The organism is Thiomicrospira sp. S5, assembly GCF_003991075.1.
GTDB classification, from domain to species: domain Bacteria; phylum Pseudomonadota; class Gammaproteobacteria; order Thiomicrospirales; family Thiomicrospiraceae; genus Hydrogenovibrio; species Hydrogenovibrio thermophilus.
Map to the genome: position 1 here is coordinate 1207055 of NZ_CP014470.1, position 18752 is coordinate 1225806.

At 52.0% G+C, this 18752-nt stretch carries 18 protein-coding genes; 7 read left to right on the forward strand and 11 right to left on the reverse strand.

The features are described 5' to 3' along the window. Positions 1 to 8: 8 nt before the first annotated feature. The 7 genes from hemL to AYJ59_RS05500 form a co-directional block, all read right to left on the reverse strand. Positions 9 to 1289 (reverse strand): glutamate-1-semialdehyde 2,1-aminomutase, encoded by a 1281-nt coding sequence (hemL, locus tag AYJ59_RS05470; RefSeq protein ID WP_127119492.1) that lies wholly within the window; start codon positions 1287 to 1289, stop codon positions 9 to 11. Between the two features lie 51 nt (positions 1290 to 1340). Beyond that, complete coding sequence (locus tag AYJ59_RS05475; RefSeq protein ID WP_029938461.1) at positions 1341 to 1844, reverse strand: peroxiredoxin family protein; 504 nt, start codon at positions 1842 to 1844, stop codon at positions 1341 to 1343. Between the two features lie 40 nt (positions 1845 to 1884). Next, positions 1885 to 2550, reverse strand: coding sequence for a ribose-5-phosphate isomerase RpiA (gene rpiA, locus AYJ59_RS05480; RefSeq protein ID WP_029938460.1), 666 nt, complete (start codon positions 2548 to 2550; stop codon positions 1885 to 1887). Positions 2551 to 2701: 151 nt separating this feature from the next. Then, entirely contained in the window at positions 2702 to 3193 is a 492-nt protein-coding gene (locus tag AYJ59_RS05485; RefSeq protein ID WP_127119493.1) for a hypothetical protein, read from the reverse strand. Positions 3194 to 3342: 149 nt separating this feature from the next. After that, positions 3343 to 3810, reverse strand: coding sequence for a copper chaperone PCu(A)C (locus AYJ59_RS05490; protein WP_127119494.1), 468 nt, complete (start codon positions 3808 to 3810; stop codon positions 3343 to 3345). Between the two features lie 8 nt (positions 3811 to 3818). Continuing rightward, positions 3819 to 4436, reverse strand: coding sequence for an SCO family protein (locus AYJ59_RS05495; protein ID WP_127119495.1), 618 nt, complete (start codon positions 4434 to 4436; stop codon positions 3819 to 3821). 62 nt (positions 4437 to 4498) lie between these two features. Then, a complete protein-coding gene (locus tag AYJ59_RS05500; RefSeq protein ID WP_127119496.1) occupies positions 4499 to 6574 on the reverse strand; it encodes a TonB-dependent receptor domain-containing protein in 2076 nt (691 codons plus the stop codon). A gap of 355 nt (positions 6575 to 6929) precedes the next feature. Here AYJ59_RS05500 and ilvA point away from each other — a divergent pair, with 355 nt between their 5' ends. Continuing rightward, on the forward strand, positions 6930 to 8453 hold the full coding sequence (gene ilvA, locus AYJ59_RS05505) for a threonine ammonia-lyase, biosynthetic (RefSeq protein WP_127119497.1): 1524 nt from the start codon (positions 6930 to 6932) through the stop codon (positions 8451 to 8453). Between the two features lie 82 nt (positions 8454 to 8535). On the opposite strand, the gene AYJ59_RS05510 is transcribed toward ilvA, so the two are convergent. Beyond that, positions 8536 to 9117: a 5-formyltetrahydrofolate cyclo-ligase gene (locus AYJ59_RS05510; RefSeq protein ID WP_127119498.1), complete on the reverse strand. Its 582-nt coding sequence runs from the start codon at positions 9115 to 9117 to the stop codon at positions 8536 to 8538. A 347-nt stretch (positions 9118 to 9464) separates the two neighbouring features. Next, on the reverse strand, positions 9465 to 9743 hold the full coding sequence (locus tag AYJ59_RS05515; protein ID WP_029938453.1) for a cell division protein ZapA: 279 nt from the start codon (positions 9741 to 9743) through the stop codon (positions 9465 to 9467). Positions 9744 to 10109: 366 nt separating this feature from the next. Here AYJ59_RS05515 and AYJ59_RS05520 point away from each other — a divergent pair, with 366 nt between their 5' ends. From AYJ59_RS05520 to AYJ59_RS05545, 6 genes are all read left to right on the forward strand, one after another. Then, positions 10110 to 10679 (forward strand): UPF0149 family protein, encoded by a 570-nt coding sequence (locus AYJ59_RS05520; RefSeq protein ID WP_029938452.1) that lies wholly within the window; start codon positions 10110 to 10112, stop codon positions 10677 to 10679. Next, on the forward strand, positions 10679 to 11995 hold the full coding sequence (gene pepP, locus AYJ59_RS05525) for a Xaa-Pro aminopeptidase (RefSeq protein ID WP_127119499.1): 1317 nt from the start codon (positions 10679 to 10681) through the stop codon (positions 11993 to 11995). Before AYJ59_RS05520 ends, pepP begins: the two co-directional genes overlap by 1 nt. A gap of 41 nt (positions 11996 to 12036) precedes the next feature. After that, the gene (locus tag AYJ59_RS05530) at positions 12037 to 13227 is read left to right on the forward strand and encodes an FAD-dependent monooxygenase (protein ID WP_127119500.1); all 1191 of its coding nucleotides are present in this window, start codon (positions 12037 to 12039) and stop codon (positions 13225 to 13227) included. Continuing rightward, positions 13224 to 14462, forward strand: a complete 1239-nt coding sequence (locus AYJ59_RS05535; protein WP_127119501.1) for a UbiH/UbiF/VisC/COQ6 family ubiquinone biosynthesis hydroxylase — start codon at positions 13224 to 13226, stop codon at positions 14460 to 14462. Before AYJ59_RS05530 ends, AYJ59_RS05535 begins: the two co-directional genes overlap by 4 nt. Before the next feature lie 15 nt (positions 14463 to 14477). Next, positions 14478 to 15446, forward strand: a complete 969-nt coding sequence (locus tag AYJ59_RS05540; RefSeq protein ID WP_127119502.1) for a potassium channel family protein — start codon at positions 14478 to 14480, stop codon at positions 15444 to 15446. A gap of 142 nt (positions 15447 to 15588) precedes the next feature. Beyond that, positions 15589 to 16554: a LysR family transcriptional regulator gene (locus tag AYJ59_RS05545; RefSeq protein ID WP_127119503.1), complete on the forward strand. Its 966-nt coding sequence runs from the start codon at positions 15589 to 15591 to the stop codon at positions 16552 to 16554. Between the two features lie 130 nt (positions 16555 to 16684). On the opposite strand, the gene AYJ59_RS05550 is transcribed toward AYJ59_RS05545, so the two are convergent. Beyond that, positions 16685 to 18097 (reverse strand): PhoH family protein, encoded by a 1413-nt coding sequence (locus AYJ59_RS05550; RefSeq protein ID WP_029938446.1) that lies wholly within the window; start codon positions 18095 to 18097, stop codon positions 16685 to 16687. Between the two features lie 40 nt (positions 18098 to 18137). After that, positions 18138 to 18614 carry a peroxiredoxin gene (locus AYJ59_RS05555; RefSeq protein ID WP_029938445.1) on the reverse strand — a complete coding sequence of 159 codons (477 nt, stop codon included), beginning with the start codon at positions 18612 to 18614 and terminating at the stop codon, positions 18138 to 18140. Positions 18615 to 18752: the final 138 nt, after the last annotated feature.

Genomic DNA, 18752 nt, shown 5'->3' on the forward strand with positions numbered 1-18752 from the left:
TGGATGCATTACAGGGTTGACATGACCTTGCGGGCCGCGTCGATGGTGGCCTGGATATCGGCATCGGTATGCGCGCTGGAAACAAACCCGGCTTCGAACGCTGATGGGGCCAGATAGACGCCCGCGTCCAACATGCCGTGATAGAAACGTTTGAAACGTTCCATGTCGCCTTTGGCAACCTGAGCGTAGCGTCGGATGTTTTTCTCTTCGGTGAAGAATAAGCCGAACATGCCGCCTACTTGGTTGGTGGTAAACGGAATGCCGGCTTCGTCGGCCGCTTGCTGTAAACCGTCCACCAATTGCTTGGTTTTGACTTCAAGCGATTCAAAGAAACCGTTTTCGCTGATCAGTTGCAAGGTTTTCAGGCCCGCAGACATGGCGATTGGGTTGCCGGACAGGGTGCCGGCTTGATAAACCGGCCCCAACGGGGCGATGTGTTCCATGACTTCGCGCTTGCCGCCGAAAGCACCGACCGGCATACCGCCGCCGATGACCTTACCGAAAGTGGTCAAATCCGGCGTGATGCCATAACGGCCTTGTGCACCGGTCAAACCAACACGGAAACCGCACATGACTTCGTCGAAAATCAACACCGCGCCGGATTCGTCGCAGACCTCACGCAGGGTTTGCAGGAAACCGTCTTCCGGTGGAATGCAGTTCATATTCCCGGCGACCGGTTCGACGATGATGCAGGCAATCTGATCGCCGATTTCACTGAACACGCGGCGGACTTCATCGGAATCGTTGTGGGTCAGCGTCAGGGTTTCTTCCGCCAAACAGGCTGGCACACCCGGAGAGGATGGAACCCCTAAGGTCAGGGCGCCGGAACCGGCTTTCACCAACAGGGAGTCGGAATGGCCGTGGTAGCAGCCTTCGAATTTGACGATTTTGTCGCGTCCGGTGTAGCCGCGCGCCAGGCGAATTGCGGTCATGGTGGCTTCGGTACCGGAGCTGACCATGCGCACCATGTCGATGGATGGAATCAGGTCGCAGACCAAATCGGCAATGGTGGTTTCCAATTCGGTCGGCGCACCGAACGACAAGCCTTTTTCAGCTTGTTGTTGGACGGTTTGAATGACTTCCGGGTGGGCATGTCCCAAAATCGCCGGCCCCCAGGAGGCGACATAGTCGATGTATTGCTTGCCGTCGACATCCTTTAAGTAGGCACCTTTCGCCGATTCAAAGAAAACCGGATCGCCGCCGACGCCTTTAAAGGCTCGGACCGGTGAATTCACGCCGCCGGGAATGTGGGTTTGAGCGGCTTGGAAAAGGGCTTGAGAGTGTGACATAAAATGCTTCCTGTGAGTTTGAGAGGGACGTATGTCGGCCGGAACGATAAATTACAGATCCGGTGTCATTTGACGAATACGTTCGGTCACCAGTTCGAAATCGACTTCACCGATTTTCTGGTAAACGATGTTGCCGTTCGGCGCAATCAAGAAATTGGTCGGGGTCAGCAGAACTTCGCCGAACGCTTGCGACATTTGGCCGTCGGTATCGCGCACAAACGAGAACGGATAAGGATTTTTCTCGATGAATTTGGCGACTTGCTCCGCCGGGTCGTACGACATCGAAATGGCGACGATTTCGAATTTATCGCCGAACTTTTCTTTCATCTGCGCCAGATGCGGCATTTCAGCGATACACCCCGGGCAGGTGGTCGCCCAGAAACTCACCAGAACCGGTTTGAGCGGCTTACTGAGTTGCAGGGTGTCACCTTGCGCGGTTTTTACCGTGATGTCCGGCGCTTTGCCCAACCCGTCCGAGAAGACGGTGAGATAGAGCAAGGTACCGATGAGTACCACGACGAGAAGACCGAAAAGTTTGCTACCGAGTTTGTTCATGGCAATCTCTTGAGTTTAAACGAAATAAGAGGCGACCATTTTAAGGGCGCTCGATGGTTTCCACGCCGTTAGCTGTGCCGCAAAGGAAAATATCCGCATTGCGTGCCGCGAACAAACCATTGGTGACGACACCGACGATGCTGTTCAATTCGGTTTCCATAGCCACCGGGTTAACGATTTCCAGACCGTGAATGTCCAGAATCACGTTACCGTTATCGGTCACGAAGCCTTCGCGCAGCACCGGTTCACCGCCGAAACGTTTGACGACTTCGCGAGCCACATAGCTGCGCGCCATTGGGATGACTTCAATCGGAAGCGGGAACTTGCCGAGTACGTCAACTTTTTTGCTGTCGTCGGCGATGCACACGAATTTTTTGGCCACCGCCAAGACGATTTTTTCACGCGTCAAAGCACCGCCGCCGCCTTTAATCAAGTTTAGGTTTGGATCGGCTTCATCGGCGCCGTCGATGTAAACCGACATTTCGTCCACGGCATTGAGTTCCAAAACCGGAATGCCGTGTCCTTTCAAACGCTCGGCGGTGGCTTCGGAGCTGGCGACCGCGCCTTTGATTTTGCCTTTGATTTTGGCCAGTTCGTCAATGAAGAAATTAGCTGTGGAGCCTGTGCCAACGCCGATGTAAGTATCCGGAACAACATAATCGATGGCGGCTTTAGCCACTTCTTGTTTCAATTCGTCTTGTGTCATTGTATCCATCCTGAATCATAAAAATAAAGATGCCAGTATTCTAATCACTTTGGAGAAAAATGTATAGCGTGGGGTGTTGAACGCCTATGGAGAAAGGCTTGAGGCAAGAATGTCCTTTCAAACCGGAGGGGTTTGAAAGGAACGGATGGAATCAGTGGTGCGGGCTGCCGCCCGGGGCGTTGAACATCACTGGTGGCGGTTGAACGGCCGGTTTGGTTTCGGACAGTTTCGGTGGCAGTTCACCCGGTTTGCGGTCATAAGAGGCGACGACCATGCCCACTTGGGTGACGTAATAGTTTTTCGGATAAACGTGGACGACCTTGTAGACCATTGGACGCAGTTGTTTACCTTCTTCCGCCAGTGGTTTGCCCATCATCATGTACATGCCGCACATGGTGGAACCATTGACAACGTGGTGGGTCTTCAGGTTTTCATGGTCTTTAACACTGAGTTGTCCGCGACGATCCAATTCCTTGATATAGGCTTGTCTGTCTTCATCGGAGGTCAGTCCGTTGTAATCGACACACAGTTTCAGGGTTTGCTGGTCTTCAAGCGACTGTTTGGTGTCTGCCGCTTGGGAGGCTGACGTAAAGCTCAAAGCACCGATCATCAGTGCGTAAAGGGAAAGGTTTTGGCCTGTCATTATTCTATAACCTGTTTTGTTTGATTGATTTGGTTCAGGGATTCTATAGGGATGTCAGGCGGATTTTCAAGCCTGAAAGTTGGAAAGAGTATGGAACCGGTTTTTACGACGGGCATCGTAAAAACCGGTTAAGGCTGAATGCAGGCGGTTTAATGCGACATCATGTGACCGGAATGAGACATGACCGATTTGACCGGCATGGAAATCGATTTTTCACTGCCGTCTTTGAAAATTAAAGTCATCTCAATGGTTTGGCCGGCTTGAATGCCGTCTTGCAAACCAATCAGCATAATGTGCAGACCGCCCGGTTTCAAATGGGCCTGGCCATCCGCCGGTACTTTGATGGCTGGAATCTGGCGCATCTTCATCACGCCGTTGTCGTGAACATGGGTGTGCAGCTCGACTTTTTTGGCCGCGTTGGATTTGGCTTGCACCAGTTGAATGTCCTGATCGCTCATGTTGGTGAGCGTCATAAAGCTCCCGGTGGCCATGGCGCCAGGTGGGACTTCACGTACATAGGGTTGTTCGACTTCAATGTCAGCCGCGTTGTCTGCGAATGCATTGACGCTGATAATCGAAAGGGCGGCGGCAAACAGGGCCAGGGTGTGCTTAAACATGGAAACTCCTAAGGTTGTGTTTGGGTTAAATAGGTTCGAATGGTTTTGACGAAGTCATCCGGGCTGGTGGCGTGCGGCAGTTGTGTCGCCAGTTCACCACCGGGCGTGATGACATAGGTAAAGGCCGAGTGGTCGACAGAGTAGTGCTCGTCTTTCGGGTTCTCCTGGTGGATCATATACACCACGCCGTAGCGGTTGACGATATCGTCCAGCTCGGCTTTGCTGCCGGTAAGCCCGATGATACCGCTGTTAAAGTAGTCGGCATATTGTTTAAGACGTTGCGGGGTGTCGCGATTGGGGTCAACCGATACGAACAGAATCTGCAGTTTGGCTTTTTCGTCTTCGCTGAGCTGGCGATAGGCCAGCGCCAAGTTGCCCAGGTTGGTCGGGCAGATGTCCGGGCAAAAGGTGTAGCCGAAGTAAACCAGAACCAGCTTGTCGTTGAAGTCGCTCAACGAAACCGGCCCTTGGGCCGACTCTAAGGTAAAGTCACCGCCGACCGGCTTGTCGTTCAGAATCAGGTGGGCGGTGGTTTGTTCCGAGTTTTGCTGGGAAAACGGCCAGGCCAGGATAAACAGCCCGATGACGATGCCCAACAAAACGGTGAAGAAGATAAATTTTTTCATAATGCTTTATAGTCAAAAAAGGAGCCAAAGCTCCTTTTGGGGTTTACGATTTCCGTTCTGGATTAAAACTTGGCCGTGACCTTCGCCCAGAAGTTGCGTCCCGGTTCATTATACTTGTATACGCTGGAACCTTCGGTAATATCATAGTTCAAGTGGTCATAATAGGCCTGATCGAACAGGTTGTCCACACCGGCTTTGACAATCCAGTTGCGGTTGATTTGGTAGCCGCCGAAAACATCCACCGTGCTCCACGCCGGCGTGTTGCCGTAATCTGCGGTTGGCGTGTAATCTTTGTCGATTTCGGTTTGCTCCAGTGCGAAATTGAAGCGCCCGCCGACGTGCCAGTTACTCGGTTGGTAGGTGGCGCGCAATTGGCCGGTCGGTGCTGAAATCATCGCGATATTACGGTTGTCGGTGGTGTTGCGACCTTGGGTGATGCTGAACTGCCCGCCGAAGGTCAAAGCGTTGGTCGCGGCGTAATCCGCTTCCAGGTCAGCACCGTACAGGTCCGCATCGACGTTGACGTAGACTTCACCGTTGGTGGTCTTGACACCATTGTTTTGCTGGTTGGCGGCCAAATCCCGCAAGATGTAGTTATTGACGCGGTCATACCAGACGGACGCATTCCACTGCAAGGTGCCGGTCTGTTGACCGACGCCGAGATCGATTTGATTGTGCTCTTCCGGCTTGATATTCGGGTTACCGACCCAGGAACTTGGGCCGGCCGCCTTAGACATAAAACGCTCGGTGGCATCCGCAGTACGCATGGTGCGGCTGGCCCCCAGGTACCAGTTATAACCGGCGCCAAAACGGTTTTCCAGGCGAATCAAACCGTTGAAATTGCCTTCGCTGGCCGAGTCTTCTCCGTCGTAATCCGAGTAGGTGTTGTTATAGACGTTGCTCGGTACGTTGGCGGGCGCACCGGATGGCGCGTCGTTTGTTTTGTCGGCTTTGGCGTACACATCATCGTAACGCACGCCGACAATCAAATTGGTGCTTGGCGTGAATTCGGTATTGGTTTCGGCAAACACGCTTTTGGTGGTGTTGGTAACGTCCGGCCACATGTAGTTCAAAGACGTGTTCGGATCGACGTAACGGTTCCATAAAGTGGCGTCCTTATTGACGCTTTCATATTGTACCCCGTAGTCGACTTGAGTATTACCCACCTGGCTGGTCAGTTTGATTTTGGCGCCATTGGTTTCGGTGGAGGTCGGTGTTTCGCGCAACATCATTGGAGAAGGCGGTGTCCGCAGGTCATAGTTGTTCATGGTGTGGTCGACGGTGGAACGGTATAGGTCGACATCCACATCGGCAATGGCGTCGGACAACTGACGGCCTTCATACTGCAAACGCAGCATGGTGCCTTCGGTTTCCGGGGCATCCATGGCAGCACCTGGGTACAAGGCATCTTCGGTACGGCTTTTCTCGGCCGATAATTTCAGGTGATGGTGTTCGTTCGGTGTCCAGCCTAAGTCCACATGCCCTTGGTTGGTGTTGTAGCTGGATTTGACGATGTCGCCGTTACCGTCCGTGTAGTTGTTGGCGTCCTTACGGGAGCCTTGCACAACCACATAGCCTTCTTGGCCGACTGCGCGGACGGTGGCATCGGCTTCATAGTTCATGACATTGGATTTACCGACGGTGATTTCACCGGAGACCAATTTGTTTGGATCGTATTGCGGTTTGCTACGCTTGAACAGAATCGTACCGCCACTGCCGCCCGCACCTTGTGTCACGGTTTTTACGCCGCGGATGACTTCGATTTCGTCATAGGACGAGACTTCGGCGTAAGAGGATGGCGGGTCCATTCGGTTCGGGCAGCCGCCGGCGATTTTGGCGCCATCCAGCAAAACGTTTAATTGGGAATATTGTTGACCGCGAATTTGCGGGTCCAAACCATGACCGCCTTTACGGGAAGCATTGACGCCGTTGATTTCGCGCAACACCGCACCGGTTTCGCTGTTCCCCGTGTTCAACAAGGATTCGGTGCTGACAGTATCGGATTGCGGGGTGATGTCATCCTGAGCTTCCACGGTGATTTTTTCCAGTTTGGCGGTTTCGGCCGCCATGGCTGTTGGAATGAATGCCGACGAGGACAGGGCGCTGAGGATGGCGAAATAAAGCGGTGTAGGCTTCATGGTTGGGTTCCTTAAGTTAAGGTCAGAATCACACTCTAAACGGTGGGTGTCTGACGAAAGTTTTTAGATTTATAATTTCGACGTATTGTATGTAAGAATTCGTACCAGACTCTTGAGAGACTTTGCTTAAGTCTGGCGATAGGCTGGTGGAAAAATTGAGAGAGTCTTAACCCTACGAAATTTACGGAAAAATGTGACCGACTTGTCTCAAAAGTCACCAGGCCTGGTTGTTTTGGAATTCCTAATGGGATTTCAAAACGGCGAAGGCTGGCTTTGATATAATCGAGTTTTGTTTTTCGATGGGGCTTCAGGCCTGGTCGATATTCGATTTGAACCAACGCTGTAAGGATGCACCATGCCAGAAACCATATTACGCCGTGTTTTGAAAGCGCCCGTTTACGACGTGGCGGAGCAAACGCCTTTGGAGAAGGCACCGCTGATTTCTCAACGCATGCGCAACAATATCTGGTTGAAACGTGAAGACTTGCAGCCGGTGTTTTCGTTCAAGTTGCGCGGCGCCTATAACCGACTGTATCAACTCACCGACGACGAAAAAGCCCGTGGGGTGATTGCCGCATCCGCTGGTAACCATGCGCAGGGCGTTGCGTTGTCGGCGACCAAAATGGGCATTAAAGCCACCATTGTCATGCCGCGCACCACGCCGATGATTAAAGTCAATTCGGTGCGGAATTTCGGCGGGGAAGTGGTGTTGCACGGCGATGCTTACGATCAGGCTGCGGCGCATGCCGCCAAGCTGTGTGAAGAAAACGGTTACACCTATATTCCCCCTTACGATGATTTGGACGTCATTGCCGGCCAGGGCACGATTGCGCTGGAAATGTTGCGTCAAAGCAAACCGTTTGATGTCATTTTCGTACCGGTGGGCGGTGGCGGCCTCATTGCCGGTGTGGCGGCGGTGATAAAACAGGTTTCGCCGGAAACGCGTATTGTCGGCGTGGAGCCGGAAGACGCCGCCTGTATGACCGAAGCCTTGAAAGCCGGTGAACGGGTGAAGCTGGATTCCGTCGGCATCTTTGCCGATGGTGTGGCCGTGGCGCAAGCCGGTAAGATTCCATTTCGCATCGCGCAAACCTGCGTGGATGAAATGGTGACCGTCAAGACCGACGAAATCTGCGCCGCCGTTAAGGATATTTTCGAAGACACCCGTGCCATTGCCGAACCGGCGGGAGCGCTGGCGTTGGCGGGTATGAAAAAGTTCGTCGAGGAAAAAGGCGTAGCCGATAAAAATATGGCGGTAATCGTCAGTGGCGCCAATATGAATTTCGATGGCTTGCGTTACATTTCCGAGCGGACGGAAATCGGCGAAAAACGCGAGGCGATTTTCGCGGTCACGATTGACGAGCGTCCGGGCAGCTTCAAAAAGTTCTGTGAATTATTGGGCGACCGCCGCGCCATCACCGAATTCAATTACCGTTATTCCGATGCCAATAAAGCGGTGGTGTTTGTCGGGGTGCGGACCGAAGGCGGTCAGGCCGAGAAAGACCAGTTGGTCAAACAATTGCAAGCCTGTGATTATCCGTTGGAGGATTTGAGCGACGATGAAATGGCGAAGTTGCATTTGCGCTATATGGTCGGCGGTCATGCCAAAGGCGTGGAGAATGAATTGCTGTATCGCTTCCAGTTCCCGGAGCGCCCGGGGGCTTTGTTGCAGTTCTTGATTAAAATGAGTGAAGAATGGAACATCAGCTTGTTCCATTACCGCAACCACGGCGCGGCGTATGGCCGGGTGTTGGTTGGGGTGCAGGTGCCGCCGTCGCAAATCGAGCAATTCGAATCCTATTTACAGAGCCTCGGCTATCGTTTCTTCCCGGAACAGGATAATGTGGGGTATCAACTGTTTTTACGACCGATTGAATAAACGGTCTGTCATCTAATATATTTAATACGTTATTTAATAAAAAACGCCCAGGCCTGGGCGTTTTTTGTTTTCGGGTTTGTGATCAGCGAAACCGATACAAGCACTTTTCACTCACCAGGCCTTCCAACGGAATGTCCCAGGGTTCGCTGGGAATGCGTTCCACTTTCTGACATTCATGCGCCCAGCCGATGAGTTTGGGACGGGAATGCGCGCTCGGTAGCCAGCGTTTGAATTGAAACGTTCGGTCATAAAAGCCGCCGCCCATGCCGATGCGATGGCCTTGTTCGTCAAAACAGGTGAGCGGCATTAAGACGACATCGAGTTGATTGCCGGTCAAATGCTGATGGTTCGGTATGTCCGGTTCCAGTATGCCGAATCGATTGGGTGCCATGGGGGTGTCCGGTGTGTAGCGGGCAAAGGCCATGTGGCGGCCGCGCAAGGTTTTCAAAACCGGTAAATAAACGTGATGATGGCTTTTCCAAAGCTGGTGGGTCAAAAGTTCGGTGCTGAGTTCGCCGTCTTGGGATAAATACACCGCAATGCGTTTCGGGCGTTGCAGCCAGGGGCTTCGTAGTAAGTGAGCCGTTGCGAGGCGAGCGTGTTCGAACTGTTCTCTTGGGGTGAGTTGGTTGCGCTGTTGGCGGCAGGATTGTCGTAAATTCATATCAGCCGGTAATCTCGGATTGGATAAAAGCGCGACCTTGACGACGTTGTCAATAAAAAGGAACGGACTAGGCCATTTATCCCTGAACCGTAAAGTTCAGGTGGCAGCCTTCGCTAAAGACTTAGGCTTCTCGGACATAAGCGAGATGCTCACCGTCTAAAGTTTCTGGCCCCGAGATCATAGCTATCGGCAGGGGATTTGAACCTAGCCCGTTGTGAATACATTATAACAATTTATAGGGCCATTGATAGGGGGAGGTTGGCTTTTCTTGATTGGATGTTTTGATGATAGCGCGAAGAGGGATTAACCGCTTCTATCGCGTCGCGTTTCAGTTGCAATGGAAGGGGTCAGTTGTTTGATGGTGAGTCCTGGCTACTGGCGATTTGTGTCATGGCATCTTCCAGTTGGTCGTCCAAACGCAGGCAGTACTGAGTGGTGTCCTGCTTCATTTGCAGATAGTCGTAGCATAGATTCAAGGCGACCATCAGGACTTTGCTTTCGCCTTTCAGCGTGGTGACTTGATCCAGCTTGTCTTCCAGCATGGTGGCGGCTTCAATCAGTCGCTCGCGGTCTTCCGGTTCGCAAGGCACTTCAAACGTGTGGTTCATTAAAGATAACGTTAGCATGACAGTTCTCTCATCCAGTTGAATTCAAAGTGGCAACAGCCGGGTATCCGAAGCGCAATGGCCTGTCGTCGGTAAAGCGAGGCCCGGATTGTTTGGCGGCTTGTCGTTGTTTTCGCCGCTCATTTATATGGTACGCATTTCAATCGGGTTTGTCACCCGGATTTCGCCGCCAAAATCCGGCGTGACGTTTGGCGACGGATGCGTTCATCTTGGTTGAATGTATCGCTCATGGTATGATTCCCGTCATAAGGCCCGGCATGCGCTGAGTGTATGCGGAACGTGTGCTGAAACAAGCGAAATCATCGCTTTGAGCATGCCGGACAATCACTTTTTTATCACCGACGACTCAATAGGACTGAACCGAATATGGATTTTGATCAACTCAACGAGGCTCTGAAAGCCCACCCGGAATTGGAATCACCTTCTTTTTTGCAAGGTATGCTGGTGGGGTTGATGTGCGGCGATTCGGACTTGAAGGAAGCGGTCTGGATTAAGCGCATTCTGGAAGAAGCCGAGGTCAAATCCGTGAAAGAAAACTTGTTGGTGCAGTTACACGAGTTGTATTTGGAAAGTAACAAAACCTTGAACGGTTCCGGTTTTGAGCTGACTTTATGTCTGCCGGAAGAAAACGAAGAACTGGCCTGGCGGGTGGCGATGCTTGGCCAATGGTGTGAAGGTTTCTTATACGGCATGGGCTTGGCCGGTCAATCGGAGCAGAAATTAAAAGGCGATGTGGCCGAACTGTTCCGTGATTTCGGTGACATTGCCCGTATTGAAATCGATGGTTTGAGTGAGGCCGGTGAACAGGAAGAATCGGACTTCATGGAACTGGTCGAATTCGTCAAGATTGGTGTCCTGACCATTAATGAAGAGTTGAATCCGGTGGAAGGTTCACCGATTATGATGCAGGACGCGCCGACGGATACTTTGCACTGATGACACAGGATTTCACACCTTTTATTGAGCGCCGCCAAACCCTATTCGACCAGCTTCCGGACCATTCGGTGGCGTTTGTGTCGGCGGGCGAAGAACAGATTCGCAATCGCGATGTCGAATACCCGTTTCGTCCAGCGTCGGATTTCTTTTATTTGACCGGCTTTGCCGAGCCCGACAGTGTGTTGGTGCTGGTCAAGTCCGGTGAGCTCCGGCAAACCCACTTGTTTTTACGGCCCAAAGACGAAGAGCAGGAGATTTGGCAGGGACGTCGTCTGGGCGTTGAGGCGGCTGCCTCTTTCTTGAAAATCGACCAGGCCTGGTCGATTGACGACTTTGAAGAACAGATGAATGAACTGGTGGAAGGGGCCGTCCATCTGGTGTGCAGTTTCGCCGAACTGGCGCATTGGTCGGATTGGGTGTCCGGCTGGATCGGCGCGCAAAAAGCCAAAGCCCGTAAAGGGGTGCAAGCGCCGAGCCGATTGCAAGACCTGGATACCATTTTGCATGAAATGCGGTTGTTTAAATCCGCTCGGGAAATCGAATGGATGCGTGAAGCGGCGCAACTGTCCGTGGCCGGGCATTTGGCCGCCATGAAAGCGACCGCGCCGGGGCGCTACGAATATCAGGTGCAGGCGGAACTGGAAAACGGTTTCAAACAGGCGGGGTCGCCGCGCGTCGGCTTCAACAGCATTGTGGCGTCCGGAGAGAATGCCTGTATTCTGCATTACACCGAAAACGACGCCCGTATCGAGGAAGGTCAACTGGTGTTGATCGATGCCGGAGCGGAGTACGCCGGTTATGCCGGGGACATTACCCATACCTTCCCGGCCAATGGCCGTTTTACCCCGCCGCAAGCCGAGTTGTATAATTTGGTGTTAAAAGCGCAACAGTCGGTTATTGATGCGATTCGGCCCGGCATGCCTTACAACCGTTTGCATGAAATCTCGGTCGAGGTGCTGACCGAAGGATTGGTGGCACTGGGTATTTTGACCGGTACGGTTGACGACTTGATTGAACAGGAAGCTTACAAAGCTTTCTTTATGCACGGCACCGGTCATTGGCTGGGCATGGACGTGCATGATGTCGGCGATTACAAACAAGACGGTGAATGGCGTTGCCTGCAACCGGGCATGGTGCTGACCGTGGAGCCGGGGCTGTACATCTCCGAAACCGCCGAATCGGTGCCGGATGCCTATCGCGGCATCGGCATTCGCATTGAAGACGATGTGGTGGTGACCGAGCAAGGGCATGAGGTGTTGACGCAAGGCTTGCCACGCACGGTGGCCGAAATTGAAGCCTGGATGGCGCAGCGTTAACTGGGTCTCTTAAGAATCAACTGCATGAGAGGAAACAAGGCATGGCGACGAAGCAAACCGATGTATTGATTTCCGGGGGCGGACCGGTGGGGTTGTTGCTGGCCATCGGTTTGGGTCAAGCCGGCTATTCGGTGGTGGTGGCGGAAAAAAATGCCTTTGAAAAGGGCGAAACCGGTTCCTTCGACGGGCGAGTGCTGGCTTTGACCTATGGTTCCGTTAAAGTGTTGAAAACGCTGAATATTTGGCCCGATCTGGAGTCGATGACCACGCCCATCGAGCATGTCCATGTATCGCAAAAAGGTTATTTGGGATTGACGCAATTGCACGCCGATGAGATGCGTGTTCCCGCTTTGGGGTACAGTGTCACCGCATCCGACCTGGGGCGCGTTTTGTGGCAAACCGCTCAAAATACGCCGAATGTGACGCTGCTGTCTGAGTCAGGCCTGGCGGATTTATCCATTCAAGGTAATCGTCGTCGAGCGGAGTTGAATACGCCGGACGGAATGGTCGAGTATGAAGCCGGTTTGGTGGTCGGGGCCGACGGCACCGAATCCACAGTGCGCAAATGTCTTGATTTACCCATCGAGACCAAAGCTTACGACGCTTTCGGCGTAATTGCCAAAATTGAAACCGAACAGCGCCCGAATGGCTGGGCATTCGAACGATTTACCGAACAAGGGCCGGTGGCCTTATTGCCAATGCACGGCCATGAAAGCAAAGCGGTCTGGGTGGTGCCGAAAGACGACATCGAACGCGTTCGAGCACTCAATGATACCGATTTTATGCAAGCCTTTGCGGCCCGTATGGGCGAACGCTTGGGCGCTTTTGTCAAGGTAAGCGAACGGGTCGCTTATCCGTTGACGGAAACGTATGTGCCCAGGTTTTATTCCGAGCGGGCGGTGCTGATGGGCAATGCCTCTCATACCCAACACCCGGTGGCGGCACAAGGCCTGAATCTGGGGATTCGGGATGTAGCGGTATTTCTGGAAATGATGCAAGACCATGATGTGGAAACCACAGATGTGGGCGATGAGGCTTTCTTGGCGCCCTATGCCGATGAACGTGCCCGTCATCACGAAAAAATCATGGGGCTGACCGATGGTTTGATTCAGCTGTTTCAAGTGGAATCGCCGGTGGTCGGGCATATGCGGGGTTTAGGCTTAATGGCCATGAACGCTTTGCCCGGATTGCGAAAACGCTTTACTAAAATGACCATGGGAGTGTCGTCGTGACAGAGTCGTCAAAACCAAAAAATACATCTACGCAAACTGACGTGGTGATTGTCGGTGGCGGCATGGTTGGCGCGACGGTGGCGTTGGGATTGGCGCAAGCCGGCTTTGACGTCACTTTGTTGGAACGTCGGGCGCCCTCGCTGGAGTGGTCGGATGAGGCGCCTTATCAAACGCGGGTTAGTGCCCTGACACGGGCCTCGGAAAATATTCTTAAGCATTTGAATGCCTGGGCGGGCATCGAACGTCGTCGCTGTCATGCGTTTACCGATATGCATGTTTGGGAATCGGTGTCCGATGCCGAAGTGCACTTTGATGCGCGTGATGTGCAAGAACCGAACCTGGGGTATGTGGTCGAAAACAATGTGATTCAAGCCGCGCTTTGGGAGCAGATACCGGACTACCCGAATCTGCATCTTATCGTCGGCCAAACTCCGACGGACTTGATTCTGGAAAACGACCAGGCCTGGCTGATCTTGGATAATGGAGTTCGCCTGCAAGCCCGTTTGGTGGTGGGCGCGGATGGTGCTTTGTCGAAGACGCGCGATATGGCCGGAATTGCGGTTCAAGAGCATGATTACCAGCAATGTGCCGTGGTCGGTTGCGTGAAGACCGAGTTGCCGAATCAAGACACCTGCTGGCAGCGTTATCAAGCGGAAGGGCCTTTCGCTTATCTGGCGATGGACGATAACATGAGTTCCATCGCCTGGTATTTGCCGGTCGAACAAATGCAATGGGCGTTATCGTTATCGGATGACGCTTTTGCGGCCGCCATCGCCGAAGCGTCGGGCCATAAGCTGGGAGAAGTCGTTGAAGTGGGAGAACGTTCGGCCTTCCCGTTGGTACGCCGCCATGCCGAGCAATACGTCAAACCGCATTTTGTGTTGGTCGGGGACGCCGCGCATACCGTTCATCCGCAAGCCGGGCAGGGCGTGAACCTGGGGTTGCTGGATGCGGCCGCTTTGGTGGAGGTGCTGACGGAGGCGAAGCAGGCCAATCCGGAACATTGGGATCGATTTGCCGTATTACGCCGTTATGAGCGTTGGCGCCGCGGCGATAATGTCATCGTGCAACGATCAATGGAAGGATTTGACTGGCTGTTCAAACAGGATCAAGGTTTGAAAAACCAATTCAGACAATGGGTGTTGCCCTTTGCGGATCAGGCCAAGCCGTTGAAGCGCTGGTTGATGAGTCAGGCGTTGAACGGTCGGGAAGTTTTACCGGCCTTGGCTAAATAACGGAATGGTAAGGGTATGAATTTAAAAGCCATTATCGGGGTCGAAGGGGTCAGTCAGGTCGAAAGCGCCAGAGCGATTCAGGTCGGGCGTTATTTCTCCTATGCCGTCTTGGCGGCCTTGTTGGTCGTGGTGGTTCAGTTGGTGCTGGATTATGCCGATCGCGGTCGTGACAGTATCTGGATTTCGGCCTTGGTTTGGGCTGTGTTTGCTTCCGAACTGGTGGTGAACCTGTGGCTGGTGCGCGATAAAAAACGTTATTTACTGCACAACTGGTTGAATGTGTTGATTGTGATACTGGTGTTCCCGTGGAGCGATTACGGCGGCAACTGGGCCGCAATTTTCCGGGCCTTGCGGTTGTTGCTTTTCCTGCGCGTGATGTCGGATGTCTTCATCGATGTCGTGGCGCTGTTGAGGCGCAACAACTTTGGTGTGGTGCTGGTGGTCTATGTGGTGTTTGTGGTGATGTCCGGCGCCATTTTCGCCGCCCTGGAAGACACGACCTTTTCAAACGGTGTCTGGTATTCCCTGGTGACGGTGACGACCATCGGTTACGGTGATGTGGTGCCGGTGACTGAAAAAGGGCGTGCGTTTGGCACGGTTCTGATCGTGTTTGGAGTGGTGTTGTTTTCCTTGGTGACGGCGAATATTTCCGCTTTTTTGATTGGCGCCGAACAGAAAGAGCGTGAAAAGGAAATCCTGAAAAACGTCAAGCTGTTACAAAGCCATTTGGATAAGCAAACCGAGATGAGTAAGGCTCACATTGATGAAGTCTTACAGAAGGTTTCCGAAAGTGTTGAAGAGGTTGAACGTCGCATGAAGGTGTTTCATACCGAAAATATCGGGCACGGTTTGGATAAACTGGATGTGAAACGCCGCGAAGAACACGACAATTTATTGCACCAAATTCGCCGTGAAAACGAGCGGACTTTAGCCGAGGTTAAGTCTCTGGTGGATGATTTGAAGAAAGATAAAAAAATTCAATGATTTCATCAAGTAATATTTTAAAGCATCTCATAATATAAGGTGGGGTGGGGGCTTGGCTATAAAATAAATTTTGACATTTTTCAGTGATAGAACTATAGTCTAAACACTAAAAAAATTTATAGACGACAAAGGCATTTTAAGAATGGCTGACAGACGGCTTCAAGTATTTTACACGGTTGCGAAAGTATTGAGCTTTACTAAGGCAGCAGAGACCCTTCACATGACCCAGCCTGCGGTCACCTTCCAAGTCAAACAACTTGAAGAATTCTTCAACACCCGCTTATTCGACAGGACACACAACAAGATTACGCTCACCGAGGCGGGCAAGATCGTGTACGACTATGCCGAAAAAATACTCGACCACTACGAGAAGATGAACAGCGAGGTGAGGGAGCTCACCGGTGAGGTGACGGGCAGTCTTCTCATCGGGGCCAGTACCACCATTGCCGAATATATGCTGCCAAGCTTGCTGGGCGCCTTCAAAAAGCAATTTGAAGACGTCAATATCCGTTTGCAGGTTGGGAATACCGATGCCATTGTCGCCATGGTCGAAAACAATATGATTGACTTGGGTGTGGTGGAAGCGCCGGTTTACAACAAAAACCTGGAAGTTGAAGTCTGTCGTTTGGATGAGATGGTGTTGATTGTGCCGGAAGGACATCCTTTGTCGAACCGTGACAAAATTTCCGTCGAAGACATGCGTAAGTACCGTTATATTTCCCGAGAGGAAGGTTCCGGTTCGCGTTCGGTCATCGATAATTACATCCGTGAACAAGGGTTGAGTTATTCCGATTTGAATGTGGTCATGGAATTGGGCAGCCCGGAAGCCGTGAAGATGGCGGTGGAATCAGATGTGGGGATTGCCATCGTTTCCCGTACTACCATCGTGAAAGAGATGAAGCTGGGTACCCTCAAGGCATTGCCGTTGGATCCTCCGTTAACGCGTCCTTTCTCTCACGTGCGTCAGAAGCACAAGTTCCGTCATCGTGCCGTGGGCGAGTTGCTGGATTTTGCCGTGGATTACTGTAAAGAGAAAGCCGTTGAACAAGGTTTCCAGTTGCCGACGGAAGAGGACATGAAAAAGTACACTTCTCGCGGACAGAGTTGATTGCTTCGTTCCGTTAAGTCGGAACGCTTGATAAAAAGCCGATAATGACCAGGCCTGGTCATTATCGGCTTTTTTGTTTTCGGGGTTTGTAATGATAAAAAGGCGGATGGAATAATCCGCCCGAAAAGCTTTACAGGTTGTCGGAAGCGTATTCCGCCAAGCGAGAACGTTCGCCCTGTCTTAAGGTGATGTGGGCGCTGTGCGGCCAGTATTTGAAACGGTCGACAATGTAGGTCAAGCCGGTGGTGGTTTCGGTCAGGTAGGGAGAGTCAATCTGTCCGATGTTCCCCAGACAAACGATTTTGGTGCCTTCGCCGGAGCGGGTGATGAGGGTTTTCATCTGTTTGGGAGTCAAGTTCTGGGCCTCGTCGAGGATGATGAATTTATTCTGGAAGGTGCGTCCGCGCATGAAATTCAGGGACTTGATTTTAATGCGTTTGTTCAGCAATTCCTGAGTCGATTCCTTTTCCCAATCGGTGGCATGGCCATCGGATTTGGTCAGGACTTCGAGGTTATCCATCAATGCCCCCATCCAAGGCGTCATTTTCTCTTCTTCCGTGCCTGGTAGGAAGCCGATATCGTCACCGATTGGAATAGTGGCACGCGTCATGATGATTTCATTATAGATGCCTTCATCCAGCGTCTGCTCGAGCGCCGCGGCCAAGGCCAGCAGGGTTTTACCCGTCCCGGCGGTGCCGAGTAGCGAAACAAAGTCGATTTCCGGATCCATCAGGAAGTTCATGGCCATGTTTTGTTCCTGATTGCGGGCGGTGATGCCCCAAACGCTGTTTTTGGATTGCTCGAAGTTGTGCATATATTCCAAAACCGCCGATTGGTGATCCACCTTGCGCACAATCGCGCTGAAACCGGATTCGTTTTCGCTGATCAGGCATTGGTTGGGAAACCAGTGCAGGTTGTCGTCGTTGATTTCCAGTTCGTAGAAGGTTTTGTTGTCTTCTTGCCAGGACTTCATTTTGCTGAAATTTTCTTCGAAAAAGTGCTCCGGCAGAACTTCCCAGCCAGTGAACAGTAAGTCGGCGTCTTCCAAAACCCGGTCGTTGTAATAATCTTCGGAGTGCAACCCGACCGCCGACGACTTGATGCGCATGTTGATGTCTTTGGTGACCAGAGTGACGTTGCGGTTCGGGTAATGTTCTTTCAGAGCCAGGCCTGTTTGCAGGATATGGTTGTCGGCTTTGTGGCTGGGTAAGGATTCCGGTAGGCTGGCGATGAGCGGTTCGGTTTCGAAGAACAGTTTGCCGAGATGTAATGTTTCCGATTCTTTATTGGGGTGAATGCGTTCCAGATCAAGCCCGGCCTTGATGTCGTCAAAGCTGGCGTTGCTGATGATCTGGTCGATGAGTCGGTTGGTTTCACGGACGTTTCGGGAGACTTCCGACATCCCTTTTTTGCCGGCGTCCAGTTCTTCCAGTACGGTCATGGAAATGAAAATGTCGTGTTCTTCAAAATTGAACAGCGCCATCGGGTCATGCATTAAAACATTGGTGTCGAGAATGAATAATCTGTTTGGACTGTTGGTCATCGATGGAATCCTATGTAATACGTGGCAAGTCGCCGGTTCATTATTCTGAAAGGGTTTTGAGTGTGTCCATGACCTCCTTGACGTGTTCTTTGACTTTCACTTTGCGCCATTCGTGAATCAGCTTGCCTTCCGGGCTAATGAGAAAGGTGCTACGTTCAATGCCCATGTATTCGCGGCCGTAATTTTTTTTCAATTTGATGACGTCGAAGATGTTACATAAGGTTTCGTCCGGGTCGGAAATCAAATCGAAAGGAAAGTCGAATTTCGCTTTGAAATTTTCATGCTTGCGAATCGAGTCTTTGGACACGCCGAAAACCTGTGCGTTGAGCTGTTTCAGTTCTGCATAAGCGGCGCTGAAATCCTGGCCTTCCGTGGTGCAGCCTGGCGTATTGTCTTTGGGGTAGAAGTAGAGAATGGTGTAATGGCCGGAAAAGTCGGAATCGGTGATGGTGCGGTCGTTGGTGGCGGGTAAAGAGAAAGCGGGGATGCTTTCACCCAGTCGTGCTTTGTCAGTCATTTTTTCTCCTTTTTGTAACCAGTATGCAGGGTTTGAAAAAATTGTTCAATGAAAAAATTATGAAAAGATGACGACACCTTTAAAAGGGCGTGAGAGGCAAAATAATCGCTTGAAGAAAAGGGGGTTAGAAGGTAATAT

What these genes read in the sequence shown, in the direction of transcription:
- AYJ59_RS05510 (WP_127119498.1), bottom strand. Translation starts at nt 9,117, where the DNA reads ATGAATTTACGACAATCCTGCCGCCAACAGCGCAACCAACTCACCCCA.
- AYJ59_RS05520 (WP_029938452.1), top strand. Translation starts at nt 10,110, where the DNA reads ATGGATTTTGATCAACTCAACGAGGCTCTGAAAGCCCACCCGGAATTG.
- AYJ59_RS05500 (WP_127119496.1), bottom strand. Translation starts at nt 6,574, where the DNA reads ATGAAGCCTACACCGCTTTATTTCGCCATCCTCAGCGCCCTGTCCTCG.
- AYJ59_RS05530 (WP_127119500.1), top strand. Translation starts at nt 12,037, where the DNA reads ATGGCGACGAAGCAAACCGATGTATTGATTTCCGGGGGCGGACCGGTG.
- AYJ59_RS05490 (WP_127119494.1), bottom strand. Translation starts at nt 3,810, where the DNA reads ATGTTTAAGCACACCCTGGCCCTGTTTGCCGCCGCCCTTTCGATTATC.
- AYJ59_RS05540 (WP_127119502.1), top strand. Translation starts at nt 14,478, where the DNA reads ATGAATTTAAAAGCCATTATCGGGGTCGAAGGGGTCAGTCAGGTCGAA.
- AYJ59_RS05545 (WP_127119503.1), top strand. Translation starts at nt 15,589, where the DNA reads ATGGCTGACAGACGGCTTCAAGTATTTTACACGGTTGCGAAAGTATTG.
- hemL (WP_127119492.1), bottom strand. Translation starts at nt 1,289, where the DNA reads ATGTCACACTCTCAAGCCCTTTTCCAAGCCGCTCAAACCCACATTCCC.
- rpiA (WP_029938460.1), bottom strand. Translation starts at nt 2,550, where the DNA reads ATGACACAAGACGAATTGAAACAAGAAGTGGCTAAAGCCGCCATCGAT.
- AYJ59_RS05515 (WP_029938453.1), bottom strand. Translation starts at nt 9,743, where the DNA reads ATGCTAACGTTATCTTTAATGAACCACACGTTTGAAGTGCCTTGCGAA.
- AYJ59_RS05555 (WP_029938445.1), bottom strand. Translation starts at nt 18,614, where the DNA reads ATGACTGACAAAGCACGACTGGGTGAAAGCATCCCCGCTTTCTCTTTA.
- ilvA (WP_127119497.1), top strand. Translation starts at nt 6,930, where the DNA reads ATGCCAGAAACCATATTACGCCGTGTTTTGAAAGCGCCCGTTTACGAC.
- pepP (WP_127119499.1), top strand. Translation starts at nt 10,679, where the DNA reads ATGACACAGGATTTCACACCTTTTATTGAGCGCCGCCAAACCCTATTC.
- AYJ59_RS05485 (WP_127119493.1), bottom strand. Translation starts at nt 3,193, where the DNA reads ATGACAGGCCAAAACCTTTCCCTTTACGCACTGATGATCGGTGCTTTG.
- AYJ59_RS05475 (WP_029938461.1), bottom strand. Translation starts at nt 1,844, where the DNA reads ATGAACAAACTCGGTAGCAAACTTTTCGGTCTTCTCGTCGTGGTACTC.
- AYJ59_RS05550 (WP_029938446.1), bottom strand. Translation starts at nt 18,097, where the DNA reads ATGACCAACAGTCCAAACAGATTATTCATTCTCGACACCAATGTTTTA.
- AYJ59_RS05495 (WP_127119495.1), bottom strand. Translation starts at nt 4,436, where the DNA reads ATGAAAAAATTTATCTTCTTCACCGTTTTGTTGGGCATCGTCATCGGG.